Source organism: Vibrio sp. 1580 (assembly GCF_033340055.1).
The window spans coordinates 91,174-111,046 of record NZ_JAWOVT010000007.1; the positions used below are offsets into that span (position 1 = coordinate 91,174).

The 19,873-nt window shown below is 43.9% G+C and carries 18 protein-coding genes; 12 read left to right on the forward strand and 6 right to left on the reverse strand.

All coding sequences use genetic code 11. The annotated features are described in order from the left end of the window. Positions 1–173: 173 nt before the first annotated feature. Genes sapA through R7093_RS12975 form a run of 5 tightly spaced genes read left to right on the forward strand, consistent with a single transcriptional unit; the run spans position 174 to position 5,412 of the window. A complete protein-coding gene (gene sapA, locus R7093_RS12955) occupies positions 174–1,793 on the forward strand; it encodes an ABC transporter substrate-binding protein SapA (RefSeq protein ID WP_033905101.1) in 1,620 nt (539 codons plus the stop codon). Then, entirely contained in the window at positions 1,793–2,755 is a 963-nt protein-coding gene (locus R7093_RS12960) for an ABC transporter permease (RefSeq protein WP_005378122.1), read from the forward strand. The genes sapA and R7093_RS12960 overlap by 1 nt, the downstream gene beginning before the upstream one ends. Continuing rightward, positions 2,742–3,629 (forward strand): ABC transporter permease subunit, encoded by an 888-nt coding sequence (locus R7093_RS12965; protein ID WP_005378123.1) that lies wholly within the window; start codon positions 2,742–2,744, stop codon positions 3,627–3,629. Before R7093_RS12960 ends, R7093_RS12965 begins: the two co-directional genes overlap by 14 nt. After that, positions 3,629–4,624: an oligopeptide/dipeptide ABC transporter ATP-binding protein gene (locus R7093_RS12970; protein WP_005378126.1), complete on the forward strand. Its 996-nt coding sequence runs from the start codon at positions 3,629–3,631 to the stop codon at positions 4,622–4,624. The genes R7093_RS12965 and R7093_RS12970 overlap by 1 nt, the downstream gene beginning before the upstream one ends. After that, a complete protein-coding gene (locus R7093_RS12975; RefSeq protein ID WP_005393308.1) occupies positions 4,621–5,412 on the forward strand; it encodes an ATP-binding cassette domain-containing protein in 792 nt (263 codons plus the stop codon). Before R7093_RS12970 ends, R7093_RS12975 begins: the two co-directional genes overlap by 4 nt. 82 nt (positions 5,413–5,494) lie before the next feature. On the opposite strand, the gene R7093_RS12980 is transcribed toward R7093_RS12975, so the two are convergent. Together R7093_RS12980 and R7093_RS12985 are read right to left on the reverse strand one after the other, a co-directional pair. Continuing rightward, complete coding sequence (locus tag R7093_RS12980; protein WP_005378129.1) at positions 5,495–5,884, reverse strand: DUF2750 domain-containing protein; 390 nt, start codon at positions 5,882–5,884, stop codon at positions 5,495–5,497. Positions 5,885–5,952: 68 nt separating this feature from the next. Continuing rightward, on the reverse strand, positions 5,953–6,858 hold the full coding sequence (locus tag R7093_RS12985; protein WP_017634678.1) for a manganese-dependent inorganic pyrophosphatase: 906 nt from the start codon (positions 6,856–6,858) through the stop codon (positions 5,953–5,955). 186 nt (positions 6,859–7,044) lie between these two features. On the opposite strand from R7093_RS12985, the gene R7093_RS12990 reads away from it, so the two are divergent. Further along, positions 7,045–8,259: a putative manganese transporter gene (locus R7093_RS12990; RefSeq protein ID WP_005378133.1), complete on the forward strand. Its 1,215-nt coding sequence runs from the start codon at positions 7,045–7,047 to the stop codon at positions 8,257–8,259. 77 nt (positions 8,260–8,336) lie between these two features. On the opposite strand, the gene R7093_RS12995 is transcribed toward R7093_RS12990, so the two are convergent. The 4 genes from R7093_RS12995 to torE all read right to left on the reverse strand — a co-directional run bounded on the left by R7093_RS12995 (position 8,337) and on the right by torE (position 14,178). Beyond that, the gene (locus tag R7093_RS12995; RefSeq protein WP_047100762.1) at positions 8,337–10,076 is read right to left on the reverse strand and encodes a glycoside hydrolase family 36 protein; all 1,740 of its coding nucleotides are present in this window, start codon (positions 10,074–10,076) and stop codon (positions 8,337–8,339) included. Positions 10,077–10,274: 198 nt separating this feature from the next. After that, positions 10,275–12,737: a trimethylamine-N-oxide reductase TorA gene (gene torA / locus R7093_RS13000; RefSeq protein WP_047100764.1), complete on the reverse strand. Its 2,463-nt coding sequence runs from the start codon at positions 12,735–12,737 to the stop codon at positions 10,275–10,277. A 26-nt stretch (positions 12,738–12,763) separates the two neighbouring features. Then, complete coding sequence (gene torC / locus R7093_RS13005; protein WP_005378139.1) at positions 12,764–13,948, reverse strand: pentaheme c-type cytochrome TorC; 1,185 nt, start codon at positions 13,946–13,948, stop codon at positions 12,764–12,766. Positions 13,949–13,998: 50 nt separating this feature from the next. Beyond that, positions 13,999–14,178 (reverse strand): trimethylamine N-oxide reductase system protein TorE, encoded by a 180-nt coding sequence (gene torE, locus R7093_RS13010; protein WP_005378141.1) that lies wholly within the window; start codon positions 14,176–14,178, stop codon positions 13,999–14,001. 462 nt (positions 14,179–14,640) lie between these two features. Between torE and R7093_RS13015 the strand changes: the two genes are divergently transcribed. The 6 genes from R7093_RS13015 to R7093_RS13040 all read left to right on the forward strand — a co-directional run bounded on the left by R7093_RS13015 (position 14,641) and on the right by R7093_RS13040 (position 19,873). Beyond that, positions 14,641–15,453, forward strand: a complete 813-nt coding sequence (locus R7093_RS13015) for an ABC transporter permease (protein ID WP_047100766.1) — start codon at positions 14,641–14,643, stop codon at positions 15,451–15,453. 524 nt (positions 15,454–15,977) lie between these two features. Then, the gene (locus R7093_RS13020; protein ID WP_318146683.1) at positions 15,978–17,426 is read left to right on the forward strand and encodes a tyrosine-type recombinase/integrase; all 1,449 of its coding nucleotides are present in this window, start codon (positions 15,978–15,980) and stop codon (positions 17,424–17,426) included. Between the two features lie 201 nt (positions 17,427–17,627). Beyond that, the gene (locus tag R7093_RS13025) at positions 17,628–17,825 is read left to right on the forward strand and encodes a hypothetical protein (protein ID WP_318146684.1); all 198 of its coding nucleotides are present in this window, start codon (positions 17,628–17,630) and stop codon (positions 17,823–17,825) included. A 1-nt stretch (position 17,826) separates the two neighbouring features. Beyond that, positions 17,827–18,279 (forward strand): hypothetical protein, encoded by a 453-nt coding sequence (locus R7093_RS13030; RefSeq protein WP_140136617.1) that lies wholly within the window; start codon positions 17,827–17,829, stop codon positions 18,277–18,279. Between the two features lie 357 nt (positions 18,280–18,636). Next, the gene (locus R7093_RS13035) at positions 18,637–19,401 is read left to right on the forward strand and encodes an inovirus-type Gp2 protein (RefSeq protein WP_318146685.1); all 765 of its coding nucleotides are present in this window, start codon (positions 18,637–18,639) and stop codon (positions 19,399–19,401) included. Then, positions 19,355–19,873, forward strand: coding sequence for a hypothetical protein (locus R7093_RS13040; RefSeq protein ID WP_318146686.1), 519 nt, complete (start codon positions 19,355–19,357; stop codon positions 19,871–19,873). The genes R7093_RS13035 and R7093_RS13040 overlap by 47 nt, the downstream gene beginning before the upstream one ends.

Below are 19,873 nucleotides of genomic sequence, written 5' to 3' on the forward strand. Positions count from 1 at the left end.
TCGTGACTGCGCTCTAATTCGCATGCATTTATGGCATAACACCTTACAGTGTATGGATTTTATGTTTGGAGCGAGTTCACAAAGGTGATAAATTAGCGAGATCATTTTCGCTTGTTAGCTTTGAAAGAGTAAGATCAAACGAAACGAGCAAGATCCAATGAACATTTCATATTATGAATGCTTTTATAAGATTATCGCTGAGCCTTATTGGGATTAGCCTACTGACCGCTTGTGGCGATGAAATTGACCACAATGATATTCGCAAAGCTGGCTTTGTGTTTTGCGGACAAGGTAAGCCGACCACGTTTAACCCTCAGCTTATTGATAGCGGTATTACCGCAGAGGCTCTGAGCCCGCAGCTGTACGATACGCTGCTCACGCTCGATCCTAAATCACATCAGCCCGTGGCAAGCATCGCCGAGAGTTGGTCAGTAAATGAATCAGGGACGGAATACACGTTTAAGCTTAAACGTGGTGTTAAATTCCAAACCACACCTTGGTTCACACCCACTCGCCCATTGAATGCAAAAGATGTGGTATTTAGCTTCAAGCGAATCATCGATGTAGACCATCCTTTTCACCAAGTAGGTGGTGGTTTTTATCCATGGTTTGCAGGGTTAGATTTTCAAAACCTACTCCAAGACGTGGTTGCAATAGATGAGTATACGGTAAGGTTTACGTTATCTCAGCCAAACTTTTCTTTCTTGGCCAATATTGCCACCAGCCATGCGGTTATCTTGTCTGCGGAGTATGGACAGCAATTGGCAGCAAAAGATCATAAAGAAGAAATCGACCAACTTCCTATCGGTACCGGCCCTTATCAATTAAAAGAGTACCAAGTGAACGACTTGATTCGATTAGAGCGTCATTCAAATTACTGGAAGTCACCAGCAAAAATGGAACAAGTGGTGTTCGATATCTCTCACAGAGGGACGGGTACATTAGCTAAACTTTTAAGAAACGAGTGTGACGTACTCTCTTCACCTATTTCGAGCCAAATACCTGTCATTCAAGAAAATGACAACCTTGAGCTGACGGCTACACCAGCTAACAACGTTTCCTTTATTGCGATAAACACAGAAACCACCGCGCTGAGTGATGCTCGAGTTCGCCAAGCTCTTAACTTAGCGATCAACCGTCAAAATATTTTAGATTCGGTTTACTACGGAACTGGCTCCCAAGCTTATACCTTGCTACCACCTAATTCATGGGCTTATCAAAAAGACAGCGTAAAAATTCGTTATGACCGGAATTATGCATTGGCACTACTTCGAGATGCAGGCTACGAAGACGGCCTAGAATTGACCATGTGGGTACCACTTGAACCACGTGCTTTTAACCCAAGCCCTCGCAAGACCGCAGAGCTAATCCAAGCGAATTTTGCCGATATTGGGGTTAAATTAACGCTACTTACCGATGATAGGTTTGAACGTGTGGATTTGGAGAACATCAACGATATCGATTTACTTTTAACTGGTTGGATTGGTGATACCGGGGATCCTGACAACTTTTTCCGCCCTTTATTATCTTGCGAGTCTGACCGCGTTGGCCTTAACGTGTCCATGTGGTGTAACGATGACTTCGATTTCTTGCTCGATTTGGCTTTAGAAACTCAAGAACCGCGTTACCGTTTGAACCTATATCGCCAAGCACAGAACATTTTGAATCAAGAGTTCCCGGTTATTCCTCTGGCGCATGGCGTGCAGTTCCGTGTGCACGACAAATCGCTGACAGGCTTCAAATCAAGCCCTTTCAATGCCCAACCGTTTGATAGAGTTGAGAGAATTCACTGATGTTTTGGTATACCGTTCGACGCTTTAACCTATTTATCATCACTTTGATGATCCTTACATTAGTGGGTTTTTCTCTGCTGCGCCTTGACCCTCTCTCGCACTGGGCAAACGTTGATTTTTGGTCTGGCTGGCAAACTTACTTGATCAACCTTTCTCAACTCGATTTTGGCATAAGTAAAAACGGCAATGCGATTTACGACGAGCTCGCCGTTGTATTCCCAGCCACTTTGGAATTGTGTTTCTTTGCCTTTTTGGTGTCCCTTTTGATCGGCATTCCACTTGGAACCGTGGCTGGGATGAAGCAAGGTAAATGGCTCGATACCAGCATTTCATTCATGTCAATGTCTGGTTATTCCGCCCCAATCTTTTGGGTTGCTCTGTTACTTATCATGGTCTTTTCATTGGAATACCAACTCTTTCCCGTTGCGGGACGGTATGATTTACTTTACGAAATTGATCATGTAACCGGGTTTGCCATTATCGACGCATTCATGGCGAAAGGCGAATACCGCGCTCATGCACTGCAAAGCGTTATTGAGCATATGGTGCTGCCATGTTTGGTGCTCGCTTTGGCTCCAACCACCCAGGTTGTCGGACTAATGCGTTCCTCGGTAGCGGAAGTGATGAGCCAAAACTACATCCGTGCAGCGAGAATCAAAGGTCTTTCTAACCGCGAAATCGTAACTCAACATGTATTGCGGAATGCGATACCGCCTATCATTCCCAAAGTTGGTGTTCAACTTTCGAGTATGATTACCTTAGCTATCATCACGGAGTCTATTTTTAACTGGCCAGGTATTGGTCGTTGGCTTTTAGATGCGCTAGCAAGCCAAGACTATGCATCTATCCAAGCTGGCGTGATGGTACTTGCGACTTTGGTTCTTACCGCTAACATACTCTCGGATTTGATTGGCGCGATGATTAACCCTTTAGTTCGAAAGGAATGGTATGCTAACAAATAACGTTTATCAGGAAGAGCGTATTCCAACACAGTTTGAGCGTTTTTGGCGAAGCTACCGCGCCAACGGACTAGCCATGTTTGGCTTGTGGTGCTTGGTGTTTATCGTCCTTATTACCATTTTTGCCCCCCTACTTGCACCATTTGACGCCCAAGCACAGTCAGGTGAGTTGCTTGTGCCGCCATCATGGGCCCCAGCAGGAACGGTTGATTACTTTTTGGGGACCGATGACTTAGGTAGAGATATTCTTTCGCGCCTGATTATGGGCTCTCAGCTGACATTTGGCGCTGCTGTCGCCATCACCGCAATTGCTGCCGTTGTAGGCTGTTTAATTGGCGTATTGGCAGGTATGACGAAAGGCTTACTGTCGAGTACTCTCAACCACTTGCTCGATACCGTCATGTCGATCCCGTCGCTCTTATTAGCAATCATTTTTGTGGCATTTCTAGGCTTTGGTGGGTTCAATATTTTACTCGCAATCTGCTTGGCTTTGATTCCGCGTTTTATTCGCTCCGTTTATATAGCAGTCCACACCGAAGTTGAAAAAGACTACATAATGGCAGCACGCCTTGATGGCGCTAATGATTTCTACTTACTGTGGAGTTCAATTCTTCCTAACATTCTGACGGTCATTGCCGCTGAAATCACACTCGCGCTCTCTGCTGCGATTTTAGATATTACGGCACTGGGTTTTCTTGGCCTAGGCGCACAGGCACCAAGCACCGAGTGGGGAGCAATATTAGGTGACTCTGTCGAGCTTATTTATATTGCACCTTGGACAGTGACCCTACCCGGCCTGACCATCATGTTTACTGTTATTACCCTAAACTTAGTAGGTGAAGGTGTACGTCAAGCGCTTAATGCGGGGATCGAATAATGCCGTTGTTAGATATTCGACATTTGACCATTGAGATCGAAACACCTCAAGGGTTGGTCAAAGCCGTTGACCGAATGAGCCTAACTTTGAACGAAGGCGAAATTCGTGGTCTTGTAGGTGAGTCTGGTTCAGGGAAAAGCTTAGTTGCAAAAGCGATTGTCGGGGTAAGTAAAGATAACTGGCGCATCACCGCAGACCGTATGCGCCTTGGCAATATTGACTTGCTTCAGCTTACACCAAAAGAGCGTCGGCGCGTCATTGCTCGTGATATTGCGATGATTTTCCAAGAGCCTTCAACTTGTCTTGACCCTTCAGAGGAAGTCGGGCGTCAATTGATTGAATCCATTCCATCTCGCGCATTTGAAGGGAAATGGTGGGAGCGATTTAAATGGCGTAAAAAACAGGCCATCGCGCTTTTGCATAAAGTGGGTATTAAAGATCACAAGCGTTTAATGGGTAGCTACCCTTATGAACTGACTGATGGTGAGTGTCAAAAAGTCATGATTGCCATGGCGATAGCGACCAAACCAAAGTTGCTGATCGCAGATGAGCCAACCAACGACTTAGACCCGATTACTCAATCGCAAATTTTGCGTCTGTTGAGCCGCATGAACCAACTTAATAACACAACCATTTTGCTTATCGGCCACGACTTAGCGACCATAACACAGTGGGCAGGACGTATTACGGTAATGTATTGTGGTCAGTCGGTGGAGTCTGCCGATACCAGTAAAATCATTGCGGCACCCAAGCACCCGTACACCGATGCCTTGCTTAAAGCGATGCCTGACTTTAATGATTGGGTACCACACAAGCAAAAACTCCAATCCCTACCGGGCTCGATTCCGCCATTGCAGCATCTGCCTATCGGTTGTCGCCTCGGACCACGTTGCCCATATGCGCAGAAACAATGTGTAGAAATTCCACACACCAGACGAATTAAGAATCATAAATTTAACTGCCACTTTCCATTGAACACGGAGAAAAAGTCATGAGTGCGTTACTTGAAGTCGATAATTTATCGAAGCAATTTGTTACGCGCTCCCGTCTGTTCAAACGTCAGGTTAATGAGGCAGTTAAACCGGTAAGCTTTACTTTAGAGCCAGGACAAACTATTGGTTTTATTGGTCAAAACGGGTCAGGAAAATCCACACTAGCTCGTATGCTTGCTGGCGTTGTTGAACCAAGCTCCGGAGAGATCCGTGTGAATGGCGAACGATTGGAGCACAAAGATTACGCGACACGCTGCAAGCTCATCCGCATGATTTTCCAAGATCCAAACACATCGTTAAACCCACGTATCCAGATTGGTCGTATTTTAGAAGGTCCGCTAAAGCGAAATACCAACATGCCGCCAGATGCGCGCATGCAGCGTGTAAAGAACACCTTGCTCCGCGTAGGATTGCTGCCTGAGCACGCCTATTTTTATCCACAAATGCTAGCTGCCGGTCAAAAACAGCGCGTATGTTTGGCTCGTGCACTTATTCTTCAACCTTCCATCATTGTCGCTGATGAGGCGTTAAACGGTTTGGATATGGCAATGCGCTCGCAGATCATTAACTTATTCCTCGAGTTGCAAGAAGAGATGGGATTGTCATTTGTGTACGTGTCTCAGCACATTGGCATTGTTAAGCATATTACTGATAAAGTGATGGTGATGCATGAAGGTGAAGTGGTCGAGTTTGGCGAGACCAACCAAGTACTGACTCATCCCGAGCATCCTATTACTCAACGATTAGTCGAAAGCCACTTTTACAAAGCGCCAAGCCATCAAACAAAATAGCTTATCAAAGATGTAATCGTGCAAATGTAAAGAAGCCTGCTTTAACGCAGGCTTCTTTATTGCATGGGTACTAATCAAAAAACTAACGGCGGCTCGCTTGTTTGCGCAGTTCAAAATCAAACTCGTCAGGAAACAATACGACCCCTTCTTCATTTTGATTTGGGAATACAACAATCGATAGCTCGTCATCCTCTAGACCAGAGGTCCAACGGCTGTGCCACTTGTTTAGAGAGATCGCTTCTGGCTCGCAATCTTCCCAATCACCATTCGCCCATTGCAAAGCGAACTCTTCGTTTGGCCATACTGGTACACAATCATCATCTTCTGTATTTAACATGACACAGCCATGTTCGTCTTTCAGAATCCAAACCTTACGATTCGCCACAATCTCTTTTACGCAGTACTTTAAACGTTGCTCTTCGTTGTAGCGATTAATGGTATCCATCTGCTCTTGGGTCAGTTGCTCAGACATATTCGTCTCCTATTTCCCATAGAAAAATGCCCGCAGCTAGGCGGGCATTTAAAGTATATGCTAGAAAATTAAGCTAGCTCAGTTTGAAGCCAAGGCCAACCTTGCTTCTTACGACTTAGCGTGTTTTCCATCATTAGCATGCCGTCTTTTTCGTGCTTAACAAGCTTCTCAGCCCACTCACCTTTGTATAGAAGACGAGTTTGAGCAGTCGTGATGTCTGTTAGCATTACAGCAGCGAACGCTAGGTTATCTTTCTCACAACGAGATTCTAGGTCTGCTTCTAGTGCTTCGATCATACCGTCAACTTGCTCAAGAGTTGCAAGTTCAACTTGCCCAACCACTACGTCACGACCGTTGAATGGGTAACCTTTAAGGTCTTTCTCAACAAGCTCAGCCGCTGATAGACCTTCGATGTTTGTTTTAGCAATTAGAAGATCTTTAGTGAACGCGTCAACATCTTGTACGTCTGCGATTGCCGCTAGTTCAGCAACGGCATCTTTGTCTTTTTGTGTACAAGTTGGAGAAGCAAAACCTACTGTGTCAGATAGAATTGCTGACATCATTAGCTTAGCAATTTGTGGAGTAATCGCGTGACCTTCAATCTTGAACATGTTGAATAGAACAGTGTTGGTACAACCAACAGGCCAGATCCATGCTTCCATTGGGTTTACTGTCATCACGTCACCTAGACGGTGGTGGTCAACAATACCCGCAATTTCAGCTTCTGCGATATCGTCTGGTGCTTGTGCTAGATCTGAGTAATCTACTAGCCAAACGGTCTCACCCGCAACTGATGTGCGAAGCTCAGGAACTTCAGCGCCAGCAACTTCTAGGATGTGCTGAGTTTCACGGTTGATTTCGCCTTGGCGAATTGGCATAGCTTCAACGCCACGCGCTTTTAGAAGTTCAGTTGCAACGAGTGCACTACAAATACTGTCACTGTCTGGGTTCTTATGACCTACAACTAGAATCATGTTTCTTCCTATTCAAGTCAATTTTATACGCCGCCTAATACAGTTAATTAGGGCGTGTTTGCTCACAAAGGCCGATACTTTACCTGATTTCAGAGAGTTTGACACGAAGAAAAGTTCACAATGCTATTGCGAATAAATCTCATTTACATATAATGATAATTATTCCTATTTGCATTTGAGTAAACGATGAACGCGACCCAATTATTACACTCTGCACAACAGTTGTTTCAGCCTACTCAGTTTCGTTTAGCTTATAAGCGATTGCTGATCCCTATCGTCATGCTCATTTTGCTAGGCAATGAAAATACACGTGACGTAGCCGTACAGACGCTATCCGACTCATTCTGGGCAGTGTCATGCTATGTTGCTGCCACATTGGCTATTTATCATTATCTTTCAAACTTTATGTCGAAAACCAATCGAATTACCGAGCTCTACCATCGCTCGCGTAATCATCAGGTTTTCTTTGCTTCTTTATTGGGTGCTTTGCCTGGCTGTGGTGGCGCTATTGTTGTGACAACGCAATTTATTAGTGGCCGAGTGGGATTTGGTGCGATTGTCGCGGTACTTACTTCAACAATGGGTGACGCTGCCTTTTTACTTCTGGCCGCCAAACCAAGTGTTGGATTAGGCGTGGTTGGATTAGGCATTATCGTGGGTACTCTTTCAGGGTTAGTCGTTAATGCTTTTCATGCTGATAACTTTCTGCGACCAGAACCAAAAGAAGCACCTCAGACACATGCTTGTTGCCAACACCAGACAGACCGACACACGCCTCTTGAACAACGTGCAATCAATCTACAAGGCGCATTTTGGAAATGGCTTATTGTGCCTGCTAGTGTCGTTGCTGTGTTAATGTCTTTCCAAATAGATATTAATCAGTTGCTATCTTTGAAAGCCAACACCATTGAATGGCTGGGCGCTATCTTCGCGGTGATCACAATGTCATTATGGGCGATGACCAAAGAACTTGGCGATTATCAGTCAACGGTCTCTGAAGATGAAAAAATCGTGGACTCACACCCGATTCAAAAAGCAGCACAAGATACGAATTTCGTCAGTGCTTGGGTGATCGTTGCTTTTCTGGCGTTTGAGCTGACAACCTATTTTTCTGGACTCGACCTTGTAGAAACCTTTTCTCATTGGGGAATTTGGATGCCATTAGCTGGCCTAGCCATTGGTATGTTGCCTGGTTGCGGACCGCAAATTTTAGTCACTAGCCTATACATTTCTGGTGCAGCGCCACTTTCTGCGCAACTGGCCAATGCGATTTCTAACGATGGTGACGCCCTATTCCCCGCCATTGCAATGGCACCGAAAGCTGCTTTGGTCGCGACTATTTATTCGTCCATTCCTGCGTTTATTGTTGGATACGGGTATTACTTTTTATTCGAGTTCTAACGCCCAGAGCATCAAAACGAGAAAGGAGCCGCAATAGGCTCCTTTCTTGATCTTGGTATTGGGCGATTTACTTCACGTTATGCTGTAACGATCGCTTTCGCATTGAGCCCTTTATCCACGCTCACCATTAACAACTGGCAAGGTTCTTGGTTTAGCTTTTCCCCTGTCCAGTAATCATACCAGTCCACCGGTTGATCAGACGTCAGCGTAAATTCCATCGCTCCGTAACTCGCATAATTAAACAAACAATGGAGGTCATTCTTCGTCGTTAGTTTTAAAAACGCGTGATTTAAACTCAAAGCGGTAAACTTTGCAGATTGTTGGTTACGTTGTTGACGTAACATGAGCTTAGACAGTGTCTTCTTAGCAAACGGTGTAATCTCAGGGAGCGGGTCACCAGACAGCAGCAAACCACCACTCGCTAATAACACCGTGCGATGAAATTCATACTCTTCTCTGGATGCAGATTGATTAGCTAATGAAGTGAACGTGGCGCAATCCGGGTCAATTTGCCACAGTTTTCGGTGCTGCCAACTACGGTAAAAGGTTTCTTTGGCTATCTGTTCGAATCGACGACTATGACGCTCTACATCGTCAGAAACACGCATTGCATCCACAAGCCCCAGAGATGGCCACATTGGCGCGTTGCAACCTAAAAGCCACGCATCACCAGCGCCTTTGGCAATCGCTTCCATACCCATGCGGTAGGCTTCTACACCGGTGACACCCGATTGGCTTCGTTTACCTTTTAACGTGCCCCAGTAGTTTGCGTCTAATTTGAATAGCTCAACGCCCCACTCTTGACGCATAACAGAGACCACATGAGTTAGGTGATCTTGCACTTCAGGGTTTGAAGTATCGAGAATGTACCAAGGCGTGCATCGCCAACCACCGTATGTGACATCTTCTGCTTTAAGTAAGCTTCCATCTTTGTGGCGAACAAACCAATCTGGATGCTGTTTGAAGATCTCCGACTCAGGCTGAGCAATAAAGGGCGCCATCCAAATCGCCGGCTTTTTGCCTTTTGCACGGATACTATGAATGAGCTCTTTTACGCCACCAGAAAACTTATCTGATGGGGTTAACCAATCGCCCATAAAGGCTTGATAGCCATCATCCAGAAGTACCCACTCCAGGTCTTCGAGCTTATCTTGCATGCAATCAACGTTCTGCATGATGTTTTGCTCTGTCACGTCTGCGTAGTACGCGTACCACGAACACCAACCAACAGGCGCATCTTGTGTCACACCTTGGCGAACAGGATGATGCTTTGCAATCATCTCGCCATAGGTTTGATAAAGCTCGGACAGCGATTGACCACAGAGTACCGCCACGGATTCAAGTTGATTACTTTCCCAATCCGCCACTTGAGTCAACTCACCATCAATTGCGGCTGATAAAACCCAATGCCCATCACGCAGCACAACATCAAAATAGCCTGCAAAGCGATGACATGATGTGAAGCCAAATAATGTGTAGCCCGCTGAACCTTCCACCACTAAATAGTTGTAATAACGCTTAGGTGCATTTTTAGGGTAGATTCGATAAGAAGGATTATTGTCTGGGCAGCGACCAATATCAACGGGGTGATTGATCGTTCCCGCCGTTTGCGCCAACATTTGAAAACCATCCCCAATTACGTTGGCCTCGTGCTCGTACAAAAACGGCATTTCGAATAACACTTCACGGTCCGTAAAGGTTTTATTGTGAAGGCCAGCAAAAGAAAAACGTAATTGATTACCCTCGACTTCAACTTGGAAGTCATTGTTATTCACAGTGATCTCAGTGTGATTTGCTAATTGAATGCTCTGAGCCATAAAGAGTCTACTCACTTAATTATTATTGTTTAGCTTGGCGCATTATCTCCTGCTTGTCTCACCCAATTCGTTACCATCATCACGAATACCAGTCTCGTTTAACGTTATGAAGTTACTATTGAGACAACGCTCACTGAAATTTTGATAAAAAAATACCAGCCCTGAGGCTGGTATTTGGATTTATGCAAACTGCACTAATTAAGCAACTTCGATCGGACCACCAAATGAAGTGACTGGCGGCACTTTACCTGTGAACTTCTCGAAGTCTACGATACATGTGTTCGCAGAAGTCGCCTGTGCAAGCTCAGAAGAACCGATGTCTTGCGTTAGGGTGTTAGGATCACCGTAGGTACAGATTGCGCCTTCTTTCTCGTTTAGAGGACCGTACCATGCACCTTCTTCGATACGAATAACGCCACGTGGGTAGCTGTCAGTCAAAACAGCACCAGCTAACAGCTGACCACGACCGTTGAATACACGTACCAAATCACCATCTTTGATACCTTTTGCTTTGGCATCCGCTGGGTTGATGTAAACCGGCTCACGACCTTGTACCGCGTAAGTCGCGCGGAACTCTTCAGACTCACACATTTGAGAGTGAAGACGCTTATCAGGGTGGCAAGACTGCAACCAGAATGGGTATTTATCTGAACCAGGACCACCGTGTGAACGCTCTGATTTTTCGAACCACATTGGGTGCTCTTGACAGTGTTCGTAACCGTAACGGCCGATCTTGCGTGATGTAATCTCGATGAAGCCAGACGGTGTACCTAGTGGGTTAAGCTCAGGGTCTTTACGGAAGTCCGCATGACGAACCCAAGGTTCACCTTCACCGAAGTCTAGTACGCTCTTCTCCCAGAACTCGTTGAATTCTGGCATTTCAAACTTACCTTCGTTCGCTTTTTTACAATCGTTGTAAAGGCTTTCGATCCATTCCATCTCGCTCATACCACGAGTGTATTCTTCGCGGCGACCAAAACGCTGAGTGAGTTCACTCATGATTTGGAAGTCAGGCTTAGATTGGAACAATGGATCAACGAGACGATGCATCGCAATCAGACCTTTGTTCGAGTATGAACCGTATACGTCGATGTCGTTACGTTCCCATTGCGTACACGCCGGTAGAACGATATCTGAGAAACGACATGTCGCAGTCCAAGCAAACTCGATCGTTACAACCGTTTGAAGTTTGCGGAACGCTTTCTTCATGCGGTTACGATCTTGATGGTGGTGCCATGGGTTACAACCCGAGATAACCATCATCTTGAAGTCTGGCAGTTTCACTTTACCGCCGTTGTAGTTGATCTCTTTGCCAGGTTCTAGCAGACAGTCGATCCAACGTGCAACTGGGATAGTACGACTGTAACCGTTAAAGTCGTTGTTGTCCCACTTCGGTTTCATACCTTGGTCAAGGTTACGAGGGAAACCACCAGGGCCCGCGAAACCAGTAGAAGGCACACCGATACTTGAGTAATGGTGACCGTAAGAGATACCACCGCCAGGTAGACCGATTTGACCAACCATTGCAGCAACCACAGCCGCTGCCCAGTATGGCTGCTCACCGTGCTCTTGACGCTGGATACACCAACCCATCAGGATCTGTGTACGACCGCTGACTAGCATGCGTGCGAATTCACGGATCTTGTCCGCTTTCACGCCACAAATCGCTGCTGCCCATTCGGGCGTCTTCTCTACTTTGTCTTTTGTCTTACCTTGAACGTATTGAATGAACTCTTCAAAGCCTAGACAGTAAGTATCAATGAATTTCTTATCGTACAGGTTTTCGTTGTACAACACGTGTGCCACAGCGAGCATGAACGCTACGTCTGTCAGCGGGTTGATGTACAAGTGATCGTTCTCTAAGTAGCGCTGAGTTTTGTTCTTCACTGGGTCTACAGATAGAACGTTGATCTCACCTTTCGCCACTTTTTCTTTTAGTTGTGCAAGGTACTTAAACGACTCATGCGTTTCACAGTTCCAACCTACTTGAAGGTTTTTCACTGGGTCGTTAGCCCAAAGAACGATGTTGTCAGAGTTTTCTAGGATCTCAGACCAAGACGTACCTTGTGCATAAACTTCGGTTGAGCCTAGCACGTACGGCATAATGGTTTGACCTGCACCCGTCGAGTAGTCACCTACTTTAGTGATGAAGTTGCCATGCATACCTACTGCACGTTGCATGTGCGCAGTACAGTTGTTAAATGAACCCGTTTGGTTCCAACCTGTTTGACCTGCATGCAGCGCCCATGGGCCGTAGTCTTTTTGAATACGTTCTAGTTCACGGTAGAACAAGTCTAGCGCTTCATCCCAAGTTACTCGGATGAAACGGTTGTTACCGCGAGTATCCGCGCTGTATTTGTGTTTCTTCAACCAATCTAGACGAACCATTGGGTAACGAACACGTGAAGGGCTGTAGATAATACCCTTAATGCCGTTCAACATTTCTGTTGGGTTTTTGTCTAGCTCTAGCGGCTTGATCTCTTGAACTTTACCCGCGTAGATGTGGGCGCGGAACGCGCCCCAGTGAGAACCGGTTACTTTCCAAGTACCTGTCGTCTCAACGGCATTTGCAGAGGCGGACGCCAATAAGCTAGGACCAATTACTGACGCTGCACTTGTGGTTGCTACACCTTTAAGAAAACTTCTTCGTGTAATAGCCATTTAAAATTACTCCAATCCGACGCTTATTAGTGGTGACCTTCAGCATAATCTGAAGAGTGTTTCTGTAGATACTTCAAGATCAGTGCTTCACTGTCTGTATCTAGGTTAACGAACGCCAACATACCGTCGAACATACCTGGCCAGGTGTTCGCGTCGAAGTGCGCTTCCGCAGGTTGAGTGTGACATACAGAACAATTGGTCTTGTAGGCTTCACGAGATTTTTCCCAAACAGGATTGATGTCGTTCAGCATAGACTCTTTCTTAATCCATACTTTCGCCGCTACTTTTTCCCAAGGAAGGCCTGTTAGCTCATCCACTTTTTTCTCACCAGTCGTCACAATGTTGCTGTCTGTTGCTGCTTCTTTCATCAGAGACGCAGTCGCAATGTTCTTACCGAAGTCTTCTTGAATTACACGACCAAAACCTTTTGCTTTGCGCCAACCGTCAATTTCGATCTCAACAAACTCGCCTTTGTCTTCAAGAACTTTAACGGTCGATGCAGGATTAAGAAGACCAGCTTCTTTACTGCCTTGCGCATCAAAGTAAATTGGTAGGTGACGAACGCTCACGAGTTGCTGACCAACGCCGTAATCCGTGTTAGAAGTCATACCCTCTAGATCACCCACGATACCGCCAATGCTGTCCATGCCTGCTGGTAGGTTGTGCGCAATACCCTTGTGACAGTCAACACAGCTTTGATCTTTCTCAGCGGCTTGCTTCATTTGGATACGAGCCGTAGGAGACATTTGCTCGAAATCCATCGATTCGTAGTTGTGACAGTTTTTACACTCCAGAGATTTGTTTGCCGAGAAACGATCCCATTCGTGTTTAGCAAGTTCGATACGACGCTCTTCGAACACACCCGGTTCGTCGTAGTTGCCAAATACTTGTGCAAATACTTCTTTAGAAGCTTGCATCTTACGAGCGATCTTATCTGTCCAGTTATGTGGAACGTGACAATCAGGACAGGTAGCACGAACACCAGAGTGGTTTTTCCAGTGCACCGTTTCTTGTAGCTCAACGTACACGTTGTCACGCATTGTGTGACAACTAATACAGAATTCTTCTGTGTTGGTTGCTTCTAGAGCGGTGTTAAAGCCACCCCAAAAGATAACACCAGCAATAAAGCCGCCCATAGTCAGCACACCTAGGCTGATATGTACAGCTGGGCGCGTCATGGTACGCCACAGTTTAATGATTAATGATTTCATTATTTGCTCTCTTAAAATCTTTTCAAAAGTGTGGTTATGAGCTCACTGGCTTACATGCCGTGCGCGCCTGGAGGTCCAAAGAAGAAGACTTGCAACATCCAAACGATGAACCCGTAGCCGCCAACAAAGGCCACACTCAGAATTGGGAAGAGAACAACTGCAATGAAGAGGAACGACTTCCACTCCAGGGAGCGTTTTTCACCACTCTCAATTTTATTAACATCACTCATACATTTGCCTATTTTGTATCTAGTGTTATTGAAAAGCCCGCGTAACCAAGCTTAAGTTTTTTACAATCTCTAATGGAAAATGTTAGACCATACTAATAGTAGGGTTCAATCAAATAAGCGACCTCAGACCTTGTAATTCAACACTTTTTTGAGCTCATCCAGAGATATGATGGATTGATGTTATTTATTAAAAAACATGAACAGATGTGACAAAATAAGTCTTTTAAGGAGTTGTTAAATAAACAACATTTAAGAAACATCGATCACATTTAAATCGTAATTACCATGCCATAAATCGACTTAAAAACTCCGAAAAAGATAACCACTTGTAAACAGAATGCTGCGTATTAATGTCTAAAATAGCACTCAAGGTTTACTTTAAGAACAGCAAAAAGTGCACATAGTGGTTCATATAAAGGGGAGGCTTAGATACAATTATTCGCGTATTTTCAAGGAGCGATTATGGATAACGTGGTGGATATAAGCTGGGTCAAACTGGCACTGTTTGGTTTGATTTTATTGGTCCCCTTCTTTATCAATGCCCGCTACAAATTAGGGATAGCAAAAGACACCATAATCAGTGTTATCCGAATGACACTTCAGCTCATATTGATTGGCGTGTATTTAGAATATCTTTTTCAATTAAACAGCTTACTTGTCAATATACTTTGGCTTGCCATCATGCTACTGATTGGTGCCAGCTCAATTGCGGGAAAAGCTCGCTTACCTAAAAAGCCACTTATGCTTCCGCTACTAACGGGCCTTACCTGTGGTCTAATACCACTTCTGATAGCAATTACAGCAGGCCTAGTGCAACCATCCCCTATTTACAATGCGCAGTACATGATCCCACTTGCTGGTATGTTATTGGGTAACAGCTTGAGTAGTAATATCATCGCTCTTCAGAATTTGTTTACGGCTTTTGAGCAGAGACAAGCAGAATATGAGGCTGCAATCTCACTTGGAGCCTCTCCTCGCTACGCATCCTTCCCCTTCATTCAAGAGGCTCTTAGAAAGTCCCTTGCCCCGACTTTAGCTTCTATGGCCACTACAGGACTGGTTACCTTACCGGGTATGATGACCGGTCAAATTCTAGGTGGCGCGAGCCCGATGGTTGCGATTAAATACCAGTTAGTAATTATGCTGGCTATTTTCGTCATGTTGAGTGCCTCCGTAACCATAACGTTAGAAATGACATTGCGCTGGGTACAAACCAAAGAAGGCCGAATCAAGATAAAAATCGAGCAACCCGAATCGACCAAAACTCACGGTTAGTTGGCGCTTGTGGGTAAAGCCCGTTAAACAACTTATGGTGCCAAGTCGAACGTACTTATAACTGAATAACTCAACTATTCTTCGAGCACTCATCAAGACGCTTTCAGATGAAAAGTCAGGCAGAATTCTTTTTGATATAAGCCTCTAATTTTATGAAATTTTCTTTGCAAGTTTAGATACGCACGACCTTTGATACAGGTTATCCACAGAAAATGTGGATAAGCAATGAAAACATATACGCAATCAGAAACATAACCGGTTGTCTGGAAAAAGGTTTTTCCTACACACAAAGGTCAAAGAAAAGTGGTGTACTCACTATAACTGAGAGAGTGTACCACCATATGTACCACCTTTTATCACACCGAAAAAACTCACCTCATCACCTCTTTAAACGGGGTGATATCTACTACATAAACATCAAACATAACGGTCAAACTATACGGAAGAGTCTGAAAACTGATATAAAACAGTTAGCACAGGCTATTGTAGAAAATGTTGTTATCGAGAGAAGGAGGTTAGGAAGGGTGAGTATTGAATTACTAAAAACTATCGTAGATTATCAGGTAGATGCAGCGATTGAGGCAGCTACAGCAGTTCTTTTCCCTCGATCAACAATGGGTAAATCAAGTATCGTAGCTCATTACCAGCATACTATTGGAGCAACCCTCCATAATATGCAAGTAGAAGACGCTGAAGGATATACAGGTAAAAACCTAAGTGAGCATTACAAACATGTGCCGACTTTCAGAGAATCACAGATTGAAAAGCTTCTGCGACCTTCTCACTTACCGCAAGTAGATGAACACGATCAAGGGTTGGAACTCCACTACGAGCAACCGACACAAGAGCTAGGGATCTTAGACATTTACAGAAAGAACATTGCTAATGCTCTACAAAATGATGACCTAGTGACGGCCCACAACAACCTAGCAGCCTTAAAGCAAAGTTTTGAAATTGGTACAACGTCACAAATTGATGCTGCTAAACCTTCCCATACTCCAACTTTTTCGGTTGCTCTTGATCAATACATCCGTGACAAGTCGAGTAATTTGTACGTTAAGAAGAGTAAACCAGTTTCGGCGAAGGCTTCAGATGAAAAAATAAACTATCTATCATCCTTACCTTTGCATCTATGGAAGGACACCCCAATAGGTGAAATTGATGGTAGAGAACTCGATAGGGTTTTCTGGTTGTGGTCTAAATACCCTCTAACAAAGCGTAACCCTTGGAAATCGATGTCCATTGAAGAAAGGATCGAGGCTGCAGAAAATGAGGAAGTACCGCCAGATCAAAGAGTAGGCAAAACTCTAAAACGTATCAAAACGTCTGTAAATCTATTCTTCGATCACTTCTGGCGTCATGGGTTAATAGATAAAAATCCAGTCTCAGATATGAGGTTCAATAGTTACGTGGATGGAGGTGAACGCTCAGCATTCACGAAAGCAGAACTAAAAGCCTTTCAAATGTTCGCTACAACTGATCTTGATGGATTTAAAGTACCGATACTACTTCAAATGTACTCAGGATCTAGGAATTCTGAAATTTCTAACCTTCAGCCTGAAGACATCAAAATCGAGGAAGGCATTGAATTTCTACATATACGTGGAACAAAAACACAAAATTCAACGAGATACATCCCTATTCATCCAAAGTTAGTAGAATTTGGTGTGGTTGACTACATCAAGAATGGTGGTGAAATTTTCTCTAGCCAATCAATAACACAACGATTCAAAAAGCTTATGATATCCCTGAACATACCAACAGAGGACGAAAAAGGTTTACCACGTTCATTTTATAGTTTTAGACACAATTTTGCGTCCGGTTTAGCCTCTGGTGGGGTTTCAGAATTACACATTGAATGGATGATGGGACACAGCCATATAGGCACCAAGCAACGTTATATAGATCGAGGTGTTGAACACGTTCCAGCTCTTTATGAAAGTATCCAGTGTTTGAAGTACGAGATGGATTAACCATACCCATAAGTAAAATTGCATTTGTCAATAAGACTTGCAAATGATAATGATTATTGTTACAATATTATTAATGAGTTAGAAAGTTAGCTCATTAGCAAAACTCACCAAGCAGTTATTGGTGATACATATCGAACGCACTATCTCATAGAAAATGGCGATTGGTGTGTCTTTCTTTTTTCTGAAACACAAGGAAGCTTTATGCACTATACACCAGAAGCAGCAATGGTTTACTGCACTCAAAATCGACGCTTGCAACCAGTATTGGCAGTAATCCAAGCTCTTATTGAGGGTAAGACCGCAGAACAAATCATCCGTGAACAAATAGCACCAAGCCTATCAATCCGCACAATTCAATATTACGTCAGCAAGTACCAACCAGCACAGGAGATTCACTAATATGAATAAAGAACTAATCCAAGAACTTAACGAGCGTTGTCCTATTGTTTTTGACCAAGATCGACTAGATAAACTCGAATCTACAACCAAGATGCTGCATGAACGTGACGGTAAATATGTCAAAGAGTTCTATTCGTCTATCTATCATTTTCTTAACGATGTACCAGAGAAGTTGAAGCAAAAGTTTGTCATTGTTTCTGATAAATACAGATTAGCTGGTTCAGGCATCAGCATTGTTTATGAGTTACCACCAGCAAAAGCTAAGCAGAAGTTAGCCGAATCATTAGACAAGGTGCGAGTGGATTACCAATCAGATATTGAAGCTAAACAACAGCGATGGATTGAAGACCAGATTCAAACCCTACTGGACGAAGAAAAAGCACAAACACTTGCTGAAGTAGAAGAAAAAGAGCGAGAGTTCAAACGTAAGCTACTAGATGCAATGAGAAAGTAGTCTTAAAAGTGCCTATAACGCGCTCAGGCAAGCTTTTACATCAAAACCGACCATACCTACACAATAAAAACCGAACCCTTCCAGAGTCGCTCCCCTGCAACTTAAACGTGACTATAATATAATTTCTATACTTTTAATTTGCATATGTGTAAATTCTAGTTTGTCATTATTCCCGTAGTTGAACAAAGTCAAGTAAGGATAGTAATCCTACTTGGAGCCTTTTTGCATAAGCCTTGAATAGATATTCAATATTCTTTTGGGTGAAATGTAGATATCGACTCCCAACCCGCATTCTGTAAGGGTTTCGGCTATTGGTGAGTTGTGTGGTAAGTGTAATAGTGAATGAAATGAACGATTATGAGTAAAGAATACATACCAATTAAAGATAAGGGTTATCTCTTTCGAGGTGCGTATCGTGTTAATAAAAGTTACAGCTACGATTATGATCATCTGACCTCGTTAGTTAGGTGGTGGGAGTACCTTAACCACCAAACATACAGATACACCTTCCTAATCCTAACGCTGAACTATTCGGATAATGCCCGACATCAGCCTGATAACATCACTAAGCTCCTTAAAGAATTAAGACGTAGTTTTAAGGTCAAGGATAATAAAGTTCCTTTACACACTGTTTGGAAGTTAGAGCACCGTCCTATTGGCGACAGCAACAAAGAAGCTGTGGGGTTTCATTACCATGTTGTCTTTGCTTTCAGCCGTGATATTACTCAGTCAACGACAGCCTTAGCCGAGCTAATCAAGAAGCATTGGAAACACGGCAAAGTGCATATTAGCAATACAGTACATACCCCAAAAGAACTTGAGCGCGACTGGAAAAACCGACCGCTAAAACATCCAATCAAGAATACTCAGCCAGAACATTTTGCAGCTTTGTTTCATCATCTCAGCTATTTAGCTAAGGCAGACCCTAAACAGGTTCTACCAAGTGAATACACTGGTGACAGTTTCAAAACCTCCCAGATGTTGAAGTCACGACTCGATGCTCACCCATCAATCAAGAAACACAAAAACACAATTGCGATTGATGTTTCTTCCTTATATCCAGAAGAAGAGGAACATGAAAACATTCTTTCAAATGACGAATGGGGAGAGTGCCCCTTTTAAAGACCATTACGATTCAGAGCAAGAATACCTATTCCACCAGCGTCACCCAAACTTACTCTACAACTCAACCAGCAAACCTTTTGATTTAACATTCACGGATAGTAACGGAGACAGTTTTCTGGCTGTTGGTGACTTCTACGATATGAGCACAGGCTGGTGGATTGAATTAAAGTCTTGTGCGTTGAACAAGTACAGTACCAAGCGTGACAGCTTAATATCTCTTAATCTCGCTTTGCAGCATGCCAAAACTGACAAAACCAAAGCATTAGCCCAACTCAATCATGGCTGGAATCACTCCACAGAGAAACAAACCATTGTTCAAGCCAGTTTGAAGTTAAAAGGTATCAACCACGTTGTAATTTTTACCGATAACACCAAACTGACTTTTAGAAGTAATGGCGACATCAACCACATGAAAAAGAAGAAATTGTTTTGGCTATATGAGAATCAATACTTTAGTTTTTTAATTTAG